The 15,880-nt window shown below is 71.0% G+C and carries 19 protein-coding genes and 1 tRNA gene; 9 read left to right on the forward strand and 11 right to left on the reverse strand.

Translation table 11 applies throughout. The annotated features are described in order from the left end of the window. Positions 1–96: 96 nt before the first annotated feature. Both ACIBQ8_RS25035 and ACIBQ8_RS25040 read right to left on the reverse strand, forming a co-directional pair. Positions 97–170 (reverse strand) — tRNA-Pro (locus ACIBQ8_RS25035). A gap of 64 nt (positions 171–234) precedes the next feature. After that, complete coding sequence (locus tag ACIBQ8_RS25040; RefSeq protein ID WP_397193221.1) at positions 235–1,098, reverse strand: metallophosphoesterase; 864 nt, start codon at positions 1,096–1,098, stop codon at positions 235–237. 89 nt (positions 1,099–1,187) lie between these two features. Here ACIBQ8_RS25040 and ACIBQ8_RS25045 point away from each other — a divergent pair, with 89 nt between their 5' ends. After that, positions 1,188–1,643, forward strand: a complete 456-nt coding sequence (locus tag ACIBQ8_RS25045; protein ID WP_397172767.1) for a GatB/YqeY domain-containing protein — start codon at positions 1,188–1,190, stop codon at positions 1,641–1,643. 360 nt (positions 1,644–2,003) lie between these two features. Here ACIBQ8_RS25045 and ACIBQ8_RS25050 read toward each other — a convergent pair whose 3' ends face one another. Beyond that, positions 2,004–4,328, reverse strand: coding sequence for a transglycosylase domain-containing protein (locus tag ACIBQ8_RS25050; protein ID WP_397172769.1), 2,325 nt, complete (start codon positions 4,326–4,328; stop codon positions 2,004–2,006). A 244-nt stretch (positions 4,329–4,572) separates the two neighbouring features. Here ACIBQ8_RS25050 and ACIBQ8_RS25055 point away from each other — a divergent pair, with 244 nt between their 5' ends. Next, a complete protein-coding gene (locus ACIBQ8_RS25055) occupies positions 4,573–4,869 on the forward strand; it encodes a WhiB family transcriptional regulator (protein WP_090771382.1) in 297 nt (98 codons plus the stop codon). Between the two features lie 53 nt (positions 4,870–4,922). Here the strand turns inward: ACIBQ8_RS25055 and ACIBQ8_RS25060 are convergent, their stop codons facing one another. Both ACIBQ8_RS25060 and ACIBQ8_RS25065 read right to left on the reverse strand, forming a co-directional pair. Continuing rightward, entirely contained in the window at positions 4,923–6,050 is a 1,128-nt protein-coding gene (locus ACIBQ8_RS25060) for an ArsA family ATPase (protein WP_397193094.1), read from the reverse strand. Further along, positions 6,047–7,051, reverse strand: a complete 1,005-nt coding sequence (locus ACIBQ8_RS25065; RefSeq protein ID WP_397172771.1) for an ArsA-related P-loop ATPase — start codon at positions 7,049–7,051, stop codon at positions 6,047–6,049. Before ACIBQ8_RS25065 ends, ACIBQ8_RS25060 begins: the two co-directional genes overlap by 4 nt. Before the next feature lie 131 nt (positions 7,052–7,182). Here ACIBQ8_RS25065 and ACIBQ8_RS25070 point away from each other — a divergent pair, with 131 nt between their 5' ends. The 4 genes from ACIBQ8_RS25070 to ACIBQ8_RS25085 are packed head-to-tail and all read left to right on the forward strand — an operon-like array spanning position 7,183 to position 9,446. Further along, the gene (locus tag ACIBQ8_RS25070; RefSeq protein WP_352321370.1) at positions 7,183–7,338 is read left to right on the forward strand and encodes a hypothetical protein; all 156 of its coding nucleotides are present in this window, start codon (positions 7,183–7,185) and stop codon (positions 7,336–7,338) included. Continuing rightward, a complete protein-coding gene (locus tag ACIBQ8_RS25075; RefSeq protein WP_352357450.1) occupies positions 7,335–7,793 on the forward strand; it encodes a RidA family protein in 459 nt (152 codons plus the stop codon). The genes ACIBQ8_RS25070 and ACIBQ8_RS25075 overlap by 4 nt, the downstream gene beginning before the upstream one ends. Positions 7,794–7,842: 49 nt before the next feature. After that, on the forward strand, positions 7,843–8,661 hold the full coding sequence (locus ACIBQ8_RS25080) for an NUDIX hydrolase (protein WP_397193095.1): 819 nt from the start codon (positions 7,843–7,845) through the stop codon (positions 8,659–8,661). Beyond that, a complete protein-coding gene (locus ACIBQ8_RS25085) occupies positions 8,658–9,446 on the forward strand; it encodes an MBL fold metallo-hydrolase (RefSeq protein WP_397193096.1) in 789 nt (262 codons plus the stop codon). The genes ACIBQ8_RS25080 and ACIBQ8_RS25085 overlap by 4 nt, the downstream gene beginning before the upstream one ends. On the opposite strand, the gene ACIBQ8_RS25090 is transcribed toward ACIBQ8_RS25085, so the two are convergent. Continuing rightward, positions 9,428–10,108: a Crp/Fnr family transcriptional regulator gene (locus tag ACIBQ8_RS25090; RefSeq protein WP_125644033.1), complete on the reverse strand. Its 681-nt coding sequence runs from the start codon at positions 10,106–10,108 to the stop codon at positions 9,428–9,430. The two genes, ACIBQ8_RS25085 and ACIBQ8_RS25090, sit on opposite strands and share 19 nt — an antisense overlap. A gap of 133 nt (positions 10,109–10,241) precedes the next feature. Beyond that, entirely contained in the window at positions 10,242–10,670 is a 429-nt protein-coding gene (locus tag ACIBQ8_RS25095; RefSeq protein ID WP_397193097.1) for a hypothetical protein, read from the reverse strand. Positions 10,671–10,746: 76 nt separating this feature from the next. Between ACIBQ8_RS25095 and nth the strand changes: the two genes are divergently transcribed. Continuing rightward, a complete protein-coding gene (gene nth / locus ACIBQ8_RS25100; RefSeq protein WP_397172776.1) occupies positions 10,747–11,469 on the forward strand; it encodes an endonuclease III in 723 nt (240 codons plus the stop codon). A gap of 49 nt (positions 11,470–11,518) precedes the next feature. Beyond that, positions 11,519–12,184: an NUDIX hydrolase gene (locus tag ACIBQ8_RS25105; protein WP_397193098.1), complete on the forward strand. Its 666-nt coding sequence runs from the start codon at positions 11,519–11,521 to the stop codon at positions 12,182–12,184. A 20-nt stretch (positions 12,185–12,204) separates the two neighbouring features. Here ACIBQ8_RS25105 and ACIBQ8_RS25110 read toward each other — a convergent pair whose 3' ends face one another. After that, positions 12,205–12,696, reverse strand: coding sequence for a HEAT repeat domain-containing protein (locus ACIBQ8_RS25110; RefSeq protein WP_352321385.1), 492 nt, complete (start codon positions 12,694–12,696; stop codon positions 12,205–12,207). Between the two features lie 103 nt (positions 12,697–12,799). On the opposite strand from ACIBQ8_RS25110, the gene ACIBQ8_RS25115 reads away from it, so the two are divergent. Next, positions 12,800–13,990: a MarP family serine protease gene (locus ACIBQ8_RS25115; protein WP_397193099.1), complete on the forward strand. Its 1,191-nt coding sequence runs from the start codon at positions 12,800–12,802 to the stop codon at positions 13,988–13,990. Here the strand turns inward: ACIBQ8_RS25115 and ACIBQ8_RS25120 are convergent. From ACIBQ8_RS25120 to ACIBQ8_RS25130, 3 genes are read right to left on the reverse strand one after another with little or no spacing between them, the layout of a single operon-like run. Next, the gene (locus ACIBQ8_RS25120) at positions 13,987–14,430 is read right to left on the reverse strand and encodes a DUF309 domain-containing protein (protein ID WP_397172779.1); all 444 of its coding nucleotides are present in this window, start codon (positions 14,428–14,430) and stop codon (positions 13,987–13,989) included. The genes ACIBQ8_RS25115 and ACIBQ8_RS25120 overlap by 4 nt on opposite strands. Positions 14,431–14,446: 16 nt before the next feature. Next, positions 14,447–15,364 (reverse strand): alpha/beta fold hydrolase, encoded by a 918-nt coding sequence (locus ACIBQ8_RS25125; RefSeq protein ID WP_397172780.1) that lies wholly within the window; start codon positions 15,362–15,364, stop codon positions 14,447–14,449. Continuing rightward, entirely contained in the window at positions 15,354–15,794 is a 441-nt protein-coding gene (locus tag ACIBQ8_RS25130) for a phage holin family protein (RefSeq protein WP_352321392.1), read from the reverse strand. Before ACIBQ8_RS25130 ends, ACIBQ8_RS25125 begins: the two co-directional genes overlap by 11 nt. Positions 15,795–15,880: the final 86 nt, after the last annotated feature.

The following is a 15,880-nucleotide window of genomic DNA, read 5'->3' on the forward strand; positions in this document are numbered from 1 at the left end:
ACCCGCCCGACGGACGCGGCGAACGTATCGACTTCCAGAAGCAGAAAAGGGCCTGACCCGCTAAGCGGATCAAGCCCTCTACCTGGTCAAACGGCGTCGGGGTGGCGGGATTTGAACCCACGACCTCTTCGTCCCGAACGAAGCGCGCTGCCAAGCTGCGCTACACCCCGGTGCACGCCCGTTCTGCGCGTGCTTGAGAAAGTCTAGCGGACTTCGCGGGTACTCGTGACCGCCTCAGCGTCGCGGAACCAGCGTGAGCAACGTCGCCTCCGGGAAACACGCGAAACGGGCCGGTGCGTACGGCGAGGTGCCGAGGCCGGCGGACACGTGCAGCCAGGCGTTGTCGTGCCGGCTCAGGCCCTTCACGCGGGCACGGTCGATGCCGCAGTTGGTGACCAGGGCGCCGTAGAACGGGACGCAGAGCTGGCCGCCGTGGGTGTGGCCGGCGAGCAGGAGCTGGTAGCCGTCCTCGGCGAAGCGGGTCATGTTGCGGGGCTCGGGGGAGTGCATGACGCCGAGGCGGAGGTCGGCGTCGGCGGGTGCCGGGCCGGCGACCAGGTCGTAGCGGTCGCGGGAGATGTGGGAGTCGTGGATGCCCGCCACCGCGACGTCGAGGTCGCCGATCTTGACGCGGGCGGTGGTGTTGTTCATGTCCAGCCAGCCCTCGGCGGCCATGCCGGCGCCCAGCTCCTCCCACGGGAGGTTGGGGATGTGCTGGCGGCGGTCGTTCTTCGAGGTACGCCAGAGGTAGCGGGCCGGGTTCTTCGGCTGCGGGGCGTAGAGGTCGTTGGACCCGTAGACGAACAGGCCGGGACGGGACAGCAGCGGCTCCAGGGCGTGCAGGAGCGCGGGGACCGCTTCGGGGTGGGCGATCGAGTCGCCGGTGTTGACCACCAGGTCGGGCTCCAGGGCGCCCAGGGAGCGCACCCAGTTGATGAGCATCGTGCGCCTGGGGGTCAGGTGCAGGTCGGACAGGTGCAGCACGCGTACGGGACGCCGCCCGCGCTCCAGCACCGGCACGTCGAAGCGGCGCAGCCGGAACCAGTTGCGCTCCACGACGGAGGCGTAGCCCAGCCCGGCCAGGCCGAGACCGATCATGGACAGGGGCACTGCGACGGCTTTCCTCACGTACTCATGATGCCTGACAACGGGCACGAGCCGTCCCGGCAGACGGCAAGATGGACCGCATGAGCGCAATGAAGGACAAGCTGAAGGCCGATCTCACGGCCTCGATGAAGAGCCGGGACGAAGTCCGTCTCCGGACGATTCGCATGGCTCTGGCGGCCGTGAACGTCGAGGAGGTGGCGGGCAAGGAGGCCAGGGAGCTCAGCGATGACGAGGTCATCAAGGTGCTGACCAAGGAGGCCAAGAAGCGGCGCGAGGCCGCCGAGGCGTTCCAGAACGCCGGACGCACCGAGCAGGCCCAGGCCGAGCTGGACGAGCAGGCGGTGCTGGAGGAGTACCTGCCGGCGCAGCTCTCCGACGAGGAGCTGGCCCAGATCGTCGACGCGGCCGTGGCCGAGACCGGCGCGTCGGGGCCGCAGGCCATGGGGCAGGTCATGAAGGTGGTCAACCCCAAGGTCGCGGGCAGGGCCGAGGGCGGCCGCGTCGCCGCCGCCGTCCGCGCCCGCCTCACCGCCTGACCTCCCGGCACAGCCCATGGCGGTGGTTCGGGGGAGTGGCGCCCCCGGCCTCTAGGGCGGCCGGGACCGGAGTGCGGCGTTCGTCCGGGACGCGTCGGGAGCGGTTGCCGGGGACGGGTGGCTGAGGAGCGCCCCCCGGAAGCCCCTGGGAAGCCCCTGGGAAGCCCCAGGGAGGCCCCAGGGAGGCCCCGGAAGCCCCCGGGAACGCCTCTGGGGGCGTTGTGGGAGGGGCTGGGCGGCCATAAGGGGCATTCGGTGGCGAACCGGTGCCCGGGGCCGCCCAGTGTCTCTCAGCCCCCAGTGCCTCTTAGATGCCCGGCGCCTCTCAGATGCCCGATGTCTCTCAGCGCCCGATGTCTTTCAGCGGCGGGTTCGGGTTGCCGGGGCGGTGAAGCCGGTGTTGGCCTGTCCGCCGTCGCCCAGCCCGCCGCCGAACCCGTTGCCCGGCCGCTGCCAGTCGCCCGGCCCGCGCCCGTCGCCGCGCCCGTCCCCGCCGCCGTCGCCGCGGTCGTTGTGGTCGCCGAAGAAGTTGTCGAACGGATCGCCGTCCCCGGGCCCCTCGTCGCCACCGCGCTTCTTCTTCTTGGGCTTCGGCGCGCACTTGTCGGAGCAGCCGCCGAACCGCGAGTGGTCCACCGGCGTGAACTCCGCCGGCTCCACCCCCTTGAGCGCCTGCATCATCGACTGCTTCCAGATGGGCCCGGAGATCGAGGCGCCGTACACGTACGGGAAGTACTGCCCCCCGATCGTGACCCCGATCAGCTTGTGGGTGGAGGCGCCGCGCGGGTCGCCGAGGCTCACGGCCGAGGACAGGTTCGGGGTGTAACCGGCGAACCACGCGGACATGTAGTCGTCGGTCGTTCCGGTCTTGCCGGCCGCGTCACGTCCGATGCCGCCGACGCCGCTCATCGTGCCCTTGGTGAACACGCCCGACAGGATGCCGCTGACCGCGTCGGCGACCTCCTCCTCCATGACCTGCGAGCACTTGGGCTTGTACTGCTTGGCGGCGCCGTTCCTGTCCTTGATCTCGGTGATGGCCAGCGGCTTGCAGTACTGGCCGCGCGAGGCGAACACGGCGTAGGAGTTGGCGATCGTCACGGGGTCGACCTCGTTGACGCCCAGCGTGAACGTCTCGACCTCGCGCAGCTTGCCGCCGTCGGCCCGCTTGACGCCGAGGCGCTTGGCGAGCTTGACGACCTTGCAGAGCCCGACCTCCTGCTCCAGCTTGAGGAAGAACGTGTTCACCGAGCCCCACGTGCCGGTCTGCAGGGTCTTGAAACCGCCGCCGCCCTCGCTGGAGTTGTGCGCGGTGTGCGAGGGGTCGCCGACGTTCTCGCCCTTGCAGTCCTTGAAGGAGTTGTAGCCGCTCGCGGTGAACCCGGCCGGCGAGGGGAAGCCGTCGCCGTACTTCAGGCCCTCCTCCAGGGCGGTGGCCAGCGTGTACGCCTTGGCCGTCGAGCCCTGCTGCAACCCGCGCCCGCCGCCGTGCGCGGCGTCGGCGACGACGTTGTAGCTCATCTCGTTCTTCTTCTTGCTGCCGCCGAACTTGCGCGAGGCCGCCATCGCCTTGATCTCGCCGGTGCCGGGCACGACCATGGCCTGCGCGGCCACGGGCTTGTCCTTGGGGCTGACGTACTTCTTGATGGCCTTCTCGGCGGCCTTCTGCATCTTGGGGTCGAGCGTGGTCTTGATCGTCATGCCGCCGCGCTGGAGCAGCTTCCTGCGCTCGTCCTGGTTCTTGCCGAAGTCGTCGTTGTTGAGGATCTCGTACTGGACGTAGAGGCAGAAGTACGGGAACTTGCTGGCCTCGCAGCCGCCGGGGAACTTGACGTCCTTGTAGCCGAGCTTCTCGGCCTTGGCCGCGTCGGCCTCCGCCCGTGTGATCTTGTGGATCTCGGCCATCCGGTCGAGCACGGTGTTGCGGCGCATCAGCAGCCGTTCGCGCGACTCGGGGCCGACGTTGGGGTCGGTGCGGGCCGGGTTCTGGACGGCGCCGGCGAGGGTGGCGGCCTCCGACAGGTCGAGCTCGGAGGCGGGCTTGTCGAAGAAGCGCCTGGCCGCGGCCTGGATGCCGTGCGCGCCCGCGCCGAAGTAGGCGATGTTGAGGTACTTCTCCAGGATCTGCTGCTTGCTGTACTTGCGCTCGATCGCCATGGCGTACCGCAGCTCCTGGAGCTTGCGGGACATCGTCGGGGCGATGGCCGCCTGCTGCTCCTCCGGCGTCTCGGCCTTGTTGACCAGCACCTGCTTGACGTACTGCTGGGTGATCGAGGAGCCGCCCTGCATGACGCCGCCGCCGGTGAGGTTCTTCACCAGGGCGCGGGCGGTGCCCTCGACGTCGATCGGGCCGTGCTCGAAGAAGCGGAAGTCCTCGATCGCGATCAGCGCGGTCTGCATGATGGGCGCGACCTTGTCGAGGGTCACGGACTGCCGGTTCTCGTAGTAGAACTGGGCGATCTGCTTGCCGTTGGCGTCGACCAGCTTCGTGCGTTCCGGCAGCGGGGGTTCGTCGAGTTCCCTGGGCTTGAGTTCGAGTCCGTCCATGGCGGTTTTGGCCGACACGCCCGCCCCGCCGACCGCCGGCAGCGCCACCGCCGCCGCCAGCACACCCGCCGCCGTCCCGGCGATGATCAGACGCAGGACGCTGAGGAGCGGGTGGGAGCGGTCTTTGCCCTTCGCTTGCACGCTCCCAAGGGTACGTCGAAACACTGTCCTTATCGGTAACACGACACCATTTCGCCTTGACTGGGAGGGGTGACTAGTCATTCCCGGTCAACAGTCCGGCGAGAAATTGGTCCTCTGGGGTCTGTCGGCCCGAACGTGAAGTTGCGTACGTTCATCCTCTGCGGCAACTGAATACGGAGGCTCGGCGCCCGCGCCCGTCGGCCCCAAATGACGACTGACCACCTAAGGGGAGTGGGGTCGAAAAATGTGGATCACGGATTGGACCTCCCGTGCCGCCTGTAAGGGTGCGGACCCGGACGCGCTGTTCGTCCAGGGCGCCGCACAGAACAGGGCGAAGCTGATCTGTCGAGGATGCCCGGTCCGTACCGAATGCCTCGCCGATGCGCTGGACAACCGCATCGAGTTCGGGGTGTGGGGCGGTATGACCGAACGCGAACGCCGCGCGCTGCTCAGGCGCCGGCCCGACGTGGACTCGTGGCGCGACCTGCTCGAGTCCGCGAAGGAAGAGTACGAACGGACCAATGAGCTGATCGCGGGCTGATCGAGCCCGCGGAGGGAGAGCACGGCCGGCGCCGCCCGTCGGCCGTGCTCTCTCTACGCGCTCGCCAACAGGTTCCCGATCTGCCGCAAACCGGCTAGGTCGTGGACATCTCCGGACATCGCACGTACCTGTGCCACGGGCACCGTGGGATGAGCCGAGACGAAATGCTCCTGCTCGCGGCTCTCGCGAGTGGCGAGTTGCATCCGGCCGGTGTGCAGCCGCAGCACAGCGGCCGTCAACTCGTGTTCGCCCCTGGTCTCCAGGTCCTCGGCCGCGGCGGCGCTGCGTGCCGCCGACAGCGCCGAGCCGGGCGACACGTGCACCCGGTTCACCACGAGCCCGGCGAGGGGCATGCGCTCCTCGGCGAGCCGTTCCACGAAGTACGACGCCTCCCTCATCGCGTCGCGCTCCGGCGCGGCCACCACGAGGAAGGCCGTGCCCGGCGCCTGCAACAGCTTGTACGTCATCTCGGCCCGCTGCCGGAACCCGCCGAACACGGCGTCCAGGGCGGACACGAACGTCTGCAGGTCCTTGATCACCTGCGCGCCGAGCAGCTTGGTCATCGCTCCGGCCATCAACCCGAACCCGGCGTTGAGCAGCCGGAACGCGCTGCGTCCGCCCGCCTTGGCGGGGGCGGTGAGCAGCCGGATGAACCGCCCGTCGAGGAAGCGGCCGAGCCGCTCCGGCGCGTCCAGGAAGTCCAGCGCCGACCGCGAGGGCGGCGTGTCCACGATGATCAGGTCCCACTCGTCGGAGCGGCGGAGCTGGCCGAGCTTCTCCATCGCCATGTACTCCTGCGTGCCCGAGAAGCTGGAGGACAGCGACTGGTAGAAGGGGTTCGACAGGATCTGGCGGGCCCGCTCGGGGTCGGCGTGCGCCTCGATGATCTCGTCGAACGTGCGCTTCATGTCGAGCATCATGGCGAAGAGCTGGCCGCCGCCCTCGTGCGAGCTGACCAGGCGCGGGGTGTTGTCCAGCTCGGTCAGGCCCATCGACTGGGCCAGGCGGCGCGCCGGGTCGACGGTCAGCACCACCGCGCACCGGCCGCGTTCGGCGGCGCGCAGGCCGAGGGCCGCGGCGGTCGTGGTCTTGCCGACGCCGCCGGAGCCGCAGCAGACGATGATCCGGGTGCCCTTGTCGTCGAGGATCGCGTCGACGTCGAGGGGGATGGGCTTCTTCACGCTGCTCCCCGGTGGGTGCGGAGGACTTCGGCCAGCTCGTACAGGCCGGCCAGGTCGACGCCGTCGGCCAGCAGCGGCAGCTCGACGCGCGGCAGGCCGGCCTCGGCCAGCGACTCGCGCTCGGCGTGCTCCAGCTCGGTGCGGCGGGCGTGCTCGACGACCTCCTCGGCGAGCGCCTCGGCCATCGCGGCGGCGTCGGAGGTGTCGGCGAGACCGGCCGCCTTGAGCCCGAGCGCCAGCTCGCCCACGTCGAATCGGCCCTTGACAGCCATGTCAAGAGCGGCCTGTGGAAGCAGTGATTCACGGACCATGTTGATGAAAACGCAACCTGCGGGCAGCCCGGCCGAGCGCAATTCGGCGACCCCGTCGAGGGTCTCCTGCACCGGCATCTCCTCCAGGAGGGTGACGAAGTGCACCATCGTCTCCCTGGACTTCACGACGCCGTTCACGAGGTCCGAGTGGTTCTTGATCGGTCCGACCTTGGCCAGGCCGGCGACCTCCTGGGTGACGTTCAGGAAGCGCGTGATGCGGCCGGTGGGCGGCGCGTCGAGGACGACGGCGTCGTAGACCCGGCGGCCGTTCTTGCCCCGCCGGCGCACGGCCTCGGTCGTCTTGCCGGTGACCAGGACGTCGCGGAACCCGGGGGCCACTGTGGTGGCGAAGTCGACGATGCCCATCTTGGTCAGCGCGCGCCCGGCCCTGCGCATGCCGTAGAACATCTCCATGTATTCGAGCATGGCCTCTTCGGGATCGATGGCCAGCGCGTACACGTCGCCGCCGGAGGGCGCGACGGCGATCTTGCGCTCCTCGTAGGGCAGTGGCGGCAGGTCGAAGATCTGGGCGATGCCCTGCCTGCCCTCCACCTCGACGAGCAGCACCTTGCGCCCGCCCGCGGCCAGTGCGAGGGCGAGGGCGGCGGCGACGGTCGTCTTGCCGGTGCCGCCCTTGCCGGTGACGACGTGCAGCCGCACGTCGCCCCAATCCGTGTCCGGAGAGTCCACGTTTCGAGGCTACCGAACGGTTACTTGTCGAAACCCGACGGCCACCGTTTGATTGCTCACATTGTGGTCACCGCCCCACGTATGGGTGGGGTGACAGGCCGGGAAGCGGCTTTCCATGAGATCGTCATGCCATGAAGAAATGGGAGTACCTCACCGCTCCGGTGCTGATCCACAACACGAAGATGATCCTCGACAACTTCGGGTCCGACGGCTGGGAGCTCGTCCAGATCGTCCAGGGCGCCTCGCCCGAGCAGCTCGTCGCCTACTTCAAGCGGGAGAAGGCGTGAGCCCCGAGGAGCGGATCGCCGAACTCGGGTACGAGCTGCCCCAGCCGGTGACGCCGCTGGCCGCGTACGTGCCGACCGCCCGTACCGGTGACCTCGTCTACACCTCCGGCCAGGTGCCCATGCTGGAGGGCAAGCTGCACCAGACCGGCAAGCTCGGCGTCGACCTCGGCGTCGACGAGGGCAAGGCGCAGGCGCGCATCTGCGTGCTCAACGCGCTGGCCGCGCTGAAGGCCGAGCTGGGCGAGCTGTCCCGGGTGCGGCGGATCGTCAAGGTCGTGGTCTTCGTGGCCAGCGCGCCGAGCTTCACCGAGCAGCCCCAGGTGGCCAACGGCGCCAGCGACTTCCTGGCCGAGGTGTTCGGCGAGGCGGGCAAGCACGCCCGCAGCGCCGTGGGCGTGGCCGCGCTGCCGCTGGACGCCCCCGTGGAAGTGGAGCTGATCGCGGAGGTCTCCTGACCATCAGGATGTGTCACCATGACCGAGTGATGTTCTAGTAGGAGGTCAGGTGGCCGGTCTTCCCCTTCCCGACGAGCTCGCCGCGCGAGCCAGAGAGATCATCGCCGGGCGGCTCGCCCCCGTCCCGGCGCGCGACGCCGCCACGGTGGTGATCCTGCGCGGCTCGGGCCCGCGCGGCGGGCCCGAGGTCTACCTGCTCCGGCGGAAGTCCACGATGGCCTTCGCGGCGGGCGCCTACGTCTTCCCCGGTGGTTCCGTCGATCCGCGCGACACCGACCAGGCGGTGGCCTGGGCCGGGCCGTCCCCCAAGCAGTGGGGCGAGGTCTTCCACGCCGCCGAGAACGTCGCGCGCGGGCTGGTGTGCGCGGCCGTGCGGGAGACGTTCGAGGAGTCCGGCGTGCTGCTGGCGGGGCCCGGGCCGGACAGCGTGGTCGAGGACACCACGGGCGACGACTGGGAGGCCGACCGGCTGGCGCTGATCGACCGGAGCCTGGCCTTCGCCGACTTCCTGGCCAAGCGGGGCCTGGTGCTCAGGTCCGACCTGCTCAAGCCGTGGGCCCACTGGATCACGCCGGAGATCGAGCAGCGCAGGTTCGACACCCGGTTCTTCGTGGCGGTGCTGCCCGAGGGCCAGCGCACCCGTGACGTGGGCGGCGAGGCCGACCACGTGGTGTGGCGGCGGCCGGCCGAGGCGATCGAGCTGTGGCGCGCGGGTGAGATCTTCCTGATGCCGCCCACCTCCCACACGCTCACCGAGCTGGCCGGGCACGACAGCGTGGCGTCCGTGCTGGCCGAGGAGCGGCGGATCACCGCGATCCTGCCGACGGCCATGGAGGTCGAGGGCGAGATGAGGTTGATGACGCCGTGAGCGGCCTGCACATCCCGCTCGGCTCGCCCGACGGCTCCCGTACCGAGCACGCCGAGAACCTGCTGGCGCCCAACCCGTCCGCCATGACGCTCGACGGCACCAACACCTGGGTCATCGGCACCCGCGACACGGTCGTGGTCGATCCGGGGCCCGACGACGAGGCGCACCTGCTGCGCGTACGCGACCATCTGGGCGAGCGGCGGGTCACCCAGATCCTGCTCACGCACGGCCACGCCGACCACAGCGGCGGCGCCAAGCGGTTCGCCGAGCTGGTCGACGCCCCCGTACGAGCTCTGGACCCGCGCCACCGGCTCGGCGACGAAGGGCTCGGCGACGGCGACGTGATCACGGTCGACGGCCTGGAGCTGCACGTCTACGGCACGCCCGGCCACTCGTTCGACTCGCTGTGCTTCTGGCTGCCCCAGGACCGGGCCATGCTGACCGGCGACACCGTGCTCGGCCGGGGCACCACGATCATCGCCCAGGACGGCGGCCTCGGCGACTACCTGCGCAGCCTCGACCGGCTGCGGGCGGCGGCCGAGGGCCTCGGGGCGCGGGCGCTGCTGCCCGGCCACGGCCCGGTGCTGCCCGATCCGATCGCGGCCCTCGACGGCTACATCGCCCACCGGCGGCAGCGGCTCGACCAGATCAGGGCGGCGCAGGCGCGGGGCGCGCGCACGCCGCAGGAGGTCGTCGAGATCGTGTACGCCGACGTCGACAGGTCGCTCTGGCCCGCCGCGGAGGTCTCCGTACGGGCCCAGCTCGACTACCTGGAGCGGTTGTAGAGCCGGTCCATGTCGAGGATGACCACGGCCTTGGCCTCGATGCGCAGCCAGCCGCGCTGGGCGAAGTCGGCCAGGGCCTTGTTCACCGTCTCGCGCGAGGCCCCGACGAGCTGGGCCAGCTCCTCCTGGGTGAGGTCGTGGTGCACGCGCATGCCGTCGTCGGTCTTGGTGCCGAACCGCTCGGCCAGGTCGAGGAGCTGCTTGGCGACCCGGCCGGGCACGTCGGTGAAGACCAGGTCGGCCAGCACGTCGTTGGTGCGGCGCAGCCGCTGGGCCAGCGCGCGCAGCAGGTGCAGCGCCACCTCGGGACGGCCGGTCAGCCACGGGCGCAGGTCGTCGTGGCCCAGCCCGGCCAGGCGCACGTCGGTCAGCGCCGTCGCCGTGGCGGTGCGCGGACGCGGGTCGAACAGCGACAGCTCGCCGAACATCTCGCTCGGGCCGAGCACGCTCAGCAGGTTCTCGCGGCCGTCGGGCGAGGTGCGGGAAAGCTTGATCTTGCCTTCGAGCACGACGTAGAGCCGGTCGCCGGTCTCGTTCTCGTGGAAGAGGGTCTGTCCCTTGGACAGCTGGACCTCGGTGATGCTCGTCCGCAGCGCCGCGGCGCTCTCGCGGTCGAGCGCGGCGAACAGGGGGGCCTTGCCCAGCACATCTTCGGTGTTCACTCTGCCTCCTCTGCTGCCATTGTGACTCACCCCACTCCGGGCGGCACACACAGGCTATGGGAATGCCCGGGTTAGCCCGGGATTGCCCTGTTGTGTTGCGCACTGAAGTGTATGAACAAATCGGGTGACCTGCTTACTTCCGCAGGAGGTCGTCCACGGAGGCGACCGCCGTCGCCATCGTGTGGCCCAGCAGGACGCGTACGACATGGGCCGCCGAAGGGCGGCCGGCCGGCTCCGGACGGCGGCACCGCTCGACGACGCCGCGCAGCGGCTGCGGCAGCGGGCCGGACCCGCTCGCGAACCTCACCAGCTCGGCCCAGTCCCGCACGTCGGCGGCCTGGCCGCCGCGGCCGGGCGAGCCCTGCACGCCCACCAGCACCTGGCCGCGCGTGCCGAGCGCGACGTTGTCCGGGGTGAGCCGCAGGCCGGTCACGCCGTGGGCGTGCATCCTGGCCATGGCCGCCGCGCTGCCCAGCGCCAGCCGGTGCAGCGCCGCGCCGCGCAACGGTCCGCCCGCGCGGACGAACTCGGTCAGTGACTCGCCCTTGTGCCGATCGCCCATGGTCGCCGCCCTCCAAGCCGCCAGGTTGTACGCGAACGCGGCCTGGAAGGTTCAACCGTTCCCATAGTCTTGCGGCATGGCCACGAACGCGGCGGGGCGCAAGCCGGAGACCCAGCTCGCCCTGGTACGGCGGGCCCGCAAGATGAACCGCATCCTCGCCGAGACCTACCCCGACGCCCACTGCGAGCTCGACTTCCGCAACCCGCTGGAGCTCCTGGTCGCCACCATCCTGTCGGCCCAGTGCACCGACAAGCGGGTGAACATGGTGACCCCCACCCTGTTCGCCAAGTACCCGACCGTCGAGGACTACGCCGCCGCCGACCGCGCCGAGATGGAAGACATCATCCGCTCGACCGGCTTCTTCCGGGCGAAGACCAACAGCATCATCGGCATGGCCCAGGCCGTGTGCGAGCGTTACCGCGGCGAGGTGCCCGGCCGCCTCAAAGACCTGGTCACCCTGCCCGGCGTGGGCCGCAAGACCGCCAACGTGGTGCTCGGCAACGCGTTCGGCGTGCCGGGGCTGACCGTCGACACGCACTTCCAGCGGCTCGTGCGCCGCTTCGGCTGGACCGAGGAGACCGACCCCGTCAAGATCGAGCACGTCGTGGCCGAGCTGCTGCCCCGCCGCGAGTGGACGATCTTCTCCCACCGGGTGATCTGGCACGGCCGCCGCATCTGCCACGCCCGCCGCCCGGCCTGCGGCGTGTGCCCGCTGGCGAACCTGTGCCCCTCCTTCGGCGCCGGGCCCACCGGCGAGGCGGAGGCCGAGAAGCTGGTCAGGCCCGGCCCCTTCTCCTGATCCCCGAGCCGCGGGAAGTGATCGAGGCCGTGCCGTGTTGGAGGTTGGCGTGACAGAAGTGCCCGACTGGCTCGAACGGCTGGCGGCGCGGGCCGCGCGCATCACGGTCCCCCGATACCTGCGCCCCCCGGCCGACGGCGGGCGCCCGGCCGCGGTGCTGATGCTGTTCGGCGAGGGCCCGCTCGGCCCCGACGTGCTGCTCATCCAGCGCAGCTCGCGCGGGCGCAGGCACGCGGGCCAGCCCGCCTTCCCCGGCGGCGGCGTCGATCCCGGCGACGGCGGCCCGGTCGGCGCGGCCCTGCGCGAGGCGGAGGAGGAGACCGGCGTCGATCCGCGCGGCGTCCGCGTCCTCGGCACGATGCCCGAGCTCTACCTCGACCACAGCGACAACCGGGTCACCCCGGTGTTCGGCTGGTGGCACACGCCGTCCGCCGTGCACGCGGCCTCGCCCGACGAGGTGGAGTCCGTGGAGCGGGTGCCGATCGCCGAGCTGGTCGATCCGGGCAACCGGGTCATGCTGCGGCACCCCAGCGGGCTCGCCGGGCCGGCCTTCCACGTGCGCGGCATGCTGGTGTGGGGGTTCACCGCGATGGTGCTCGACGCCGTGCTGCGCGAGGGCGGCCTCGAACGTCCCTGGGACCAGGCGCGGCTGGAGGACCTGCCGGCCGAGGTCGTCCGGCTGGGCCTGCGCGAGCGGACCACTCCGGCGCCCTGACGCGAGACGCCGGGCCGGGGTCACTCCGGGGCTCTGAGCGAGACGCCCAGCGAGGCCCAGTCGGCCACGTCGGCGTCGTCGTCGGCGGCCAGGGTGCGCAGCATCTCCAGGCCGGCCCGGTCGGGCGGATCGCCGAGCACGTGCTGCAGCGCGTACGCCGCCCCGTACCGCACCCGCGCGTCGCCGTGACAGGCCAGGTCGATCACCGAAGGCAGCGAGCGGGGGTCGGCCAGGTGGCCGAAGGCGATCAGCACGGAGTACAGGACCATGGCGTCGTCCTCGCTGGCGGCCAGGTAGCGCAGCACCGGCAGCGTACGGTCCACGAACGGCCGCAGCATGCCCATGATGTCCACCCCGAGCAGGCGCTCGGCCACGTTGTCCGCAGCGCACAGGCGGCGTGCCTCGATGAACGACTCCAGGTCGGCCCGCTGGCGCAGCTGGCAGATCACGTGCCAGCGCAGCGGGCCGTCCGGATCGGTGTCGCTGAGAGCTGCCTGGATGAGATCGCGCACTGTTCCCTCGGCCGGCGGCATACCGCTCAAGATAGCCAGGCGGGTGACGCCGTCCTGGCGGAAGACGTGCACACTTGACCGTATCGCTGGTTACCTTTGAAGCGTGCGCGGTGATCTGCTTGACCTCATATTGATCGGCCTCGTGATCGCCTTCGGCGTATCCGGCTACCGACAGGGCTTCATCATCGGCGCGATGAGCTTCGTGGGGTTCGTGGGCGGCGCCGTGCTCGGCATCTTCATCGCTCCGCCGATCGCCAAGGCCGTCGTCGACGGCGACACCCCGCAGGCGCTGCTCGCGATCGTGATCGTCTTCCTGGCCGCCACGATCGGCCAGTTCGCCTCCTCCACGGTCGGCGCGGTCGTGCGCAGCCACGTCACGTGGGAGCCGGCCAAGATGGCCGACGCGGTGGGCGGCACGTTCGCCAGCGCCCTGTCCGTGCTGGTGATCGCCTGGCTGATCGGGTCGCTGATCGTCTCGACGACGTTCACCCCGCTGGTCGACCAGGTCAAGAACTCCGCGCTGCTGACCACCGTCGACGACGCGATCCCGCAGGCCGCGCGCAACTGGCAGCAGCCGTTCAAGAAGTTCGTGGACAGGTCGGAGTTCCCGCCCGTCTTCGACGCGATCGGCGCCGACACGCTGATCGACGTGCCGCCGCCCGCGCAGAGCATCCTCCAGGGCGCCAAGCTGGGCCGGGCCCAGCGGGCCATCGTCAAGGTCCAGGGCAACGCCGAGAGCTGCAACAAGCACATCGAGGGCACCGGCTTCGTCTACGCCGACGACCGGATCATGACGAACGCCCACGTCGTCGCCGGCGTCACCCGCGATCTCGAGGTCATCGACTACAAGAACGTGCGCCACCCGGCCAAGGTCGTGCGCTACAACCCCCAGCGCGACATCGCGATCCTCTACGTGCCCGGCCTCGACCTGCCGCAGCTCACCTTCGAGGCCGACGGCAAGCGCGGCGCCAACGCGATCATCGCCGGCTTCCCCAGGGGCAAGGGCTTCACCGCCGAGCCGGCCCGCATCGGCGGCCGCCTCGACGCCGAGGGCCCCGACATCTACCACGGCAGCAACGTCCGGCGGAAGGTCTACGCGATCCGCGGCAAGGTGCTGCCCGGCAACTCCGGCGGCCCGCTGCTCACCGTCGACGGCCGCGTCTACGGCGTGATCTTCGCCGCCGCGGTCAGCGAGAAGGACACCGGTTACGTGCTGACCGCCGAGGAGGTCGCGCCCGACGCCGGCCAGGGCAGGAACGACACCTCCGCGGCCAGCACCCAGGAGTGCGACTAACCGGGCAGCTCGTTCAGGACCAGGGCGATCGCCTCGCCGGGGTCGCTGTCCTGGGTCAGGCCGGTGGCCGCCCTGCCGACGGCGTCGTAGTCGCCGCCGTACGCCTGCGCCCTGGCCGCGCCGCGGCTGAACAGGGTGACCGCGCCGCGGCCGTTGCCGCGCTGCAGGTGCGTCAGGCCGACGCAGATCTGCGCGAGCCCCTGCCACAGCTCGCGCTCCTCCTCGGGCGCGCACTTCCAGCGGCCCTCGAAGACCTCGTGCGCGTTGAACGGCAGCCCCTCGGCCAGGAAGCGCCGCGCGTCGGCGAGCGCCTGGTCGGCGGTGGGGGCGTAGTCGTCGGGGACCCGGTCGACGCCGGGCGAGCCGTAGGGGAGCGGCCTGCCGTACGCGTCGCGTGGCCTGGCGTTGCGCGGCTTGCCCTGGGGGTCGCGGTCTCTCATCGCTCGCGGGGCTTCCTCATCGGTCGGGCTCGGGGTCGGCCAGCCAGCCGAGCAGCTCGGTGTCGAACACGTCGGGGATCTCTTCGTGCGGGAAATGGCCGGCGCCCTCGAACAGCCGCCAGCGGTAGGGGGCGGCGACGTACCGGCTGGAGCCCTGGGCGGTGCGGGGCAGCACGCAGGGGTCGAGCGCGCCGTGCAGGTGCAGCGTCGGCGCCTCGATCTCGGTACGCATGACCCTGGCGTAGCGGCGGCCGTCGGGCCGGAGCTGGGAACGGCCGAACCAGCGGTGGTACTCCAGCGCCGAGTGCGCCACGGCGGGGATCCGGAACGCCTCCCGGTAGGTGCGCGCGGTCTCGGCGTCGGGCCAGCCGGGCGCCGACCAGCCGGCCAGGATCCGGCCGACCAGGGCGGCGTCGTGCCGGGTGAGCCGGCGTTCGGGCAGCAGCGGGAGCTGGTAGCCGAGCGCGTGCCGGCCGGCCCTGAACTGGGCGGGGTCGGTAACCAGCGCGTTGCGCAGCCGCAGCGGGTGCGGCGCCGAGACCACGACCAGCCGGCGCACGCACTTGGGGTCGAGGACGGCCATCGTCCAGGCCAGCAGGCCGCCCCAGTCGTGCCCGACGACGACCGCGCCGGTCTCGCCGAGCGCGCGGATCAGCCCGGTGGCGTCGGCGGCCAGGGTGGGCAGGTCGTAGCCGCGCGGCGGCTTGTCGCTGCCGCCGTAGCCGCGCAGGTCGGCGGCGACCGCCCGGAAACCGGCGCGGGCGAGGGAGGTGAGCTGGTTGCGCCAGGTCCACCAGAACTGTGGGAACCCGTGCAGCAGCAGGACCAGCGGCCCCTCACCGGCCTCCACGACGTGGAAGCGGGTGCCGCCGGCGTGCACGGCCCGGTGCGTCCACGGACCGTCGATCTGGACGACCGTCTCGTCAGGTGCCATCACGGCTCACCGGCTGGCCCTCGGGGCTGGGCACGGGAAGCGGCTGCTCCTCCGGCGTCGCGATCTCCTTGAGGCCCTTGATCGACCTGGCGGTGCGCTTCATCCCGGCCAGGCCCTTCAGCCGGCGCACGCCGACCAGCACCAGCAGGCCCGCGGCCACCAGGTAGAACACGGTCACGATGAGGAAGGCCAGCCAGTTGGGCAGCCACTGGGCCAGCACGTACGCGATGGTGAACGAGGCCAGGATCAGGCACAGGTGCGCCATGAAGGCGGCGGCGGCGAACAGGCCCGCGGCCATGCCCACCCGCTTGGCGTCGAACTTGAACTCGGCCTTGGCCAGCTCGATCTCGGAGCGGACGAGGTCGGAGATATGGCTGCTGGCCTGGGCGACCAGCGAGCCCAGGGATTCTTCCTCGGGAGTCTGCGGCATGAACGTCTCCTATCGAGGCCTGGTGGCCGTGTCAAACATCCCGTACTGACGGCTGGGCGCCACCGAACACGCCGAGGACGCTGCTA

The sequence above is a fragment of the Nonomuraea sp. NPDC049646 genome, from assembly GCF_044465525.1.
In the GTDB taxonomy this organism is placed as follows: domain Bacteria; phylum Actinomycetota; class Actinomycetes; order Streptosporangiales; family Streptosporangiaceae; genus Nonomuraea.